Annotated in this window: 3 protein-coding genes; all 3 read right to left on the bottom strand. The window is 57.0% G+C overall.

The features are described 5' to 3' along the window. Positions 1-672 (bottom strand): MBL fold metallo-hydrolase (locus tag VGE80_RS14380; protein WP_440593148.1); only part of this gene is annotated, 672 nt, incomplete at its 3' end. Positions 673-906: 234 nt separating this feature from the next. Then, positions 907-1,992 carry a Holliday junction branch migration DNA helicase RuvB gene (ruvB, locus tag VGE80_RS14375; protein ID WP_440593147.1) on the bottom strand — a complete coding sequence of 362 codons (1,086 nt, stop codon included), beginning with the start codon at positions 1,990-1,992 and terminating at the stop codon, positions 907-909. A gap of 289 nt (positions 1,993-2,281) precedes the next feature. Next, positions 2,282-3,886: an ATP-binding response regulator gene (locus VGE80_RS14370; RefSeq protein WP_440593146.1), complete on the bottom strand. Its 1,605-nt coding sequence runs from the start codon at positions 3,884-3,886 to the stop codon at positions 2,282-2,284. Between the last annotated feature and the right edge of the window lie 33 nt (positions 3,887-3,919).

Here is a 3,919-nt window from a genome sequence, read left to right as displayed (position 1 = left end):
GATGTCGTCTTCGGGAGGGTGAATACGGTTGCCGTAAGTGGACTCGGTGATCAGGACATCGCAGCCTTCCACACGCTGCGGGTTATGCAGCAGCGGTGTACCGCGGCGTCCGAGGTCGCCAGTGAAGACGATCCGCTTCCACTCCCCTTTGTCCCGGATCTCGATTTCGGTAATGGCCGACCCCAGGATGTGACCCGCTTCCTGAAACCGCAGCCGGAAATCTTTTGAGAGCTCGTGCCATTCGCCATAGGGAATTGTCTCCAGCAGTTTAACGACTTCCGTCACGTGGTCGTCATTATAGAGCGGCAGGATTCGCGGCGCGTCGGGCGGATGCTTTCGATTCAGATATCGCGCATCTTCTTCCTGAATATGCGCACTGTCATGCAGCATGATGTCGGCCACGTCTGCCGTCGCAGGGGTGCAGAAGATTGGTCCGCGGAACCCCGCCTTGTAGAGGCCCGGCAGATTGCCACAGTGGTCAGCATGGGCGTGCGAAAGAATTACGCCGTCCAGATTCTTGGGGTCACAATGAAATTTTTCGTTCTTCCGGCGCGCTTCCAGACGGTGTCCCTGAAACAGGCCACAGTCGAGCAGAATTCGCAGGCGATCCGTTTCAATCAAGTGCTGACTGCCTGTCACTTCACCCGCCGCACCGAGAAATGTGATTTTCATGTGAGCATCCAAATTGAAACGCGGAACGAATGAACTTTAACTTCCATCATCGGGTCGCTTCGTAAGTGCTGGGAATGACAATTGTAATTGACAGGCCGACAGCATCTTGACGAATGTCCAGCAATGGACGGGGACACACTTCCGCACCTGTCCCCTCAGGAAATGCAGAGCAACTTTCATGCGCCGCAGAACAGGGCCCTTTCTACGCTTCCAGTCCACTCCCCGCAGAGGGTACTAGAACAGCCGCTTCTGGACTCCTTCTCCCCCCGATGGGTTCAGGCCGAGATGATTGAGCCCCGCTGCAGTAATCATCCGACCTCGCGGGGTGCGCTGGATGAAGCCGACTCGCAGCAGGAACGGTTCCACTTCATCTTCCAGCGTATCGGCGGGGACGTTCATCGTATGTCCAATCGCCGACAGCCCGGCTGGCCCCCCGGTAAAAACCGTGCAGAGCGTCTGCAGATAACGCCGATCCTGCGCCTCCAGACCGACCGAATCAATTTCGAGCATCGCCAGGGCATTTTCCGCCGCGACGTGCGTGATGTTTCCGTTTGGTTCCCGGACAGTGGCGAAGTCACGCGTCCATCGCAGCAGATTGTTTGCTTTACGCGGAGTCCCTCGGCTTCGATCGGCGATTAACCGGGCTGCATCCCCGACGATTTCCGTACGCAACTTTTTCGAGTTCCGATACACGATCTCCTGGAGTTCGTCCAGATCGTAGAAATCGAGGTGTTCGCGATGCACAAACCGGTCTCGCAGGGGGGCTGTCAGCATCCCGCTGCGTGTGGTCGCACCAATCACCGTGAACGGCTTGAGCTTCATATTAATCGTGCGTGCGTTCAGTCCTTCGCCCAGAACAATATCGACACGGAAGTCCTCCATGACGGGATAAATGAACTCTTCCACGGCGGGAGGCAGTCGATGAATCTCATCGATAAACAGCACCGAGCCATAGCTTGCATTCGTTAGGTACGACAGCAGGTCCTTCGGCGCTTGCAGGGAGGGCCCCGAAGTGATCTGGCACTCGGTCCCCATTTCGCGGGCGAGTGTCATCGCCAGTGTCGTCTTCCCCAGCCCCGGGGGCCCATCGAACAGAATGTGCCCGAGAGCTTCCTTCCGCTTCAGCGTCGCGTCGAGAACGATCTTCAGCCGATCGACAACCTTCTTCTGTCCAACGACATCATTCAGTTTCTGCGGTCGCAGCTCATCATCCAGCTTATCATCGTCGGGATTGAAGTCTCCTGACAATCCGGGAGGAGCGGGATGGGAAACTCGTTCGGGATCCTCACCGCCCCCTTCAATAATTTTCTTCCGTGCCATCTTTGATCACGATCCATCACAAATTGAAAAATGCGTACTTGCATCGGTTCACCGTGACGATCAGAACAAGTCTGAAACAACGGCATCCGGCCGATGGCAGGGCGCCGGCACCTGCAACCGCCACTGAGGAACACTTGGTGAATGTAACTGCGGTTTAGTCCAGATGACAGTCAATTACGCGATGAATGACGGTTCACGCCAGTCCCTACGTTGTGAATGTGCCTGGCCGGACAGGGGAGTCCACCTGGCGGAACAGGCCGAGAAAGAGGAAGAGCGGAAATTGGCTTGATCAAGAGTGGGCGATCTGGCTGGGGCTGATCAGTCGCAAAATCGTGGCGAGAAGCTCTGCCGGTTCCACGGGTTTCGCCAGATGGGCCTGGAAGCCTGCGGCGATAGAGCGGATTCGATCTTCGACACGGGCAAATGCGGTCAAGGCGATGGCAGGAGTCGTGATGCCGTCATTTCGCAAGGCTTTGATGAATTCATACCCGTCCCGATGCGGCATGCCGATGTCGCTGATGATTAAATCAGGCCGGAAGGTCGCGAGCTGGAGTCTCCCTTCATCGGCCGAAGCCGACGTCAGCATGATCGCCCCACGGTCGGAAAGAAGTCGCCTCATCAACTCTCGAGCATCGAATTCGTCGTCGACCACCAGAATTTTCAAGCCCGACAGCCCTTCCCCGTCGGCCCTTGTCAGGGGCGTTTCACATCCGGCAACTGATTGCCGCTCGTCGAGCGGCGAGGACGACGACGCGGGAAGCCGGACGAGGAAGGTCGAACCGGCCCCCAACCCCGGGCTCGCCGCGTGAATCGTTCCCCCGTGCAACTCGACGAGATTTTTGACGATCGAAAGCCCAAGCCCCAACCCCCCGTGCCGCCGTGTGGTAGACCCGTCCGCCTGGCTGAACCGTTCGAACAGGTGAGGCAGAAATTCCGGCTCGATCCCTTCACCGGTATCCGTGACGCTGACCTCCACGCACGAATCAACCTGCTGACAACGAAGGTGCACAACCCCATCGATCGAAGTGAACTTGACCGCATTCGTGACGAGATTCCAGATCACTTGTTGCAGCCGATTGAAGTCGCCGTACACGATGGGTAACGGGACCTCGACGACCCGTTGCAGACGGATTTTCTTCGCCTTGGCAGCGGGAAGGACGGCATCGATCGCCGCGTCGATCACATTTCCCATGTCGACCGGCATGATGTCCAGGTTGATCTTGCCAGAGATAATGCGGCTCATGTCCAGCAGATCTTCAATCAGTTGGGTCTGCATCCGGACATTCCGGTCGATGACAGTCACTGCTTCCCGTACCTGATTGGCATCGTTGGGCTTCATCTTGAGAAGCTGAGTCCAGCCGAAGATCGCGTTCAGCGGTGTTCGCAGTTCGTGACTGAGCGTGGCGAGAAACTCGTCTTTGATCAGGTTCGCGCGTTCTCCCTCACGCCTGGCAGCCTGTTCGCTCTCGAGAAGCTGCTGAATCTGGTACTGCCGCCGGCGCGCGCGCAACGCTGCCTGAACTGAACTGACGACAGTGGAGGTTGAAGCGGGCAGTTCGATGAGTGTGACGTTGGTCAATTGGCCAACAAATTTGCTGGCCGCTGGTGAAGGTGTCCCCTGATAGAGCATGAGGACAACGGGCAGGTCTGACCAGGTCTGCTGCTGTTTCAGCATGGTGAGGAAAGCGTTAATTCCGAGCTGAGTTAGGACTTTTTCCGTCAGCAGGACCGCACCAGCACCTCGTCTCACTTCTTCTGCGAGGTGAATCATGTCAGTACATGGAAATGGGTGCATTCCCGATTTTGCCAGAAGATCGCATGTGACTTCACGGTCACGGCGGGTGGGGGGGAGAAACAGGATACGTTCTCCGGAGTTCAGTTCATCACTGCTCACGTTGGTTTCCTTTTCCCCGACTCAACTCTTGGA

The organism is Schlesneria sp. (assembly GCF_036405755.1).
Taxonomy (GTDB): domain Bacteria; phylum Planctomycetota; class Planctomycetia; order Planctomycetales; family Planctomycetaceae; genus Schlesneria; species Schlesneria sphaerica.
Note: the sequence above shows the minus strand (reverse complement) of the source record. Positions and strands in the feature narration are given on the sequence as shown.

Bases quoted from the DNA above. Each gene is read 5' to 3' on its own strand.
- ruvB (WP_440593147.1), bottom strand. From the start codon at position 1,992: ATGGCACGGAAGAAAATTATTGAAGGGGGCGGTGAGGATCCCGAACGA.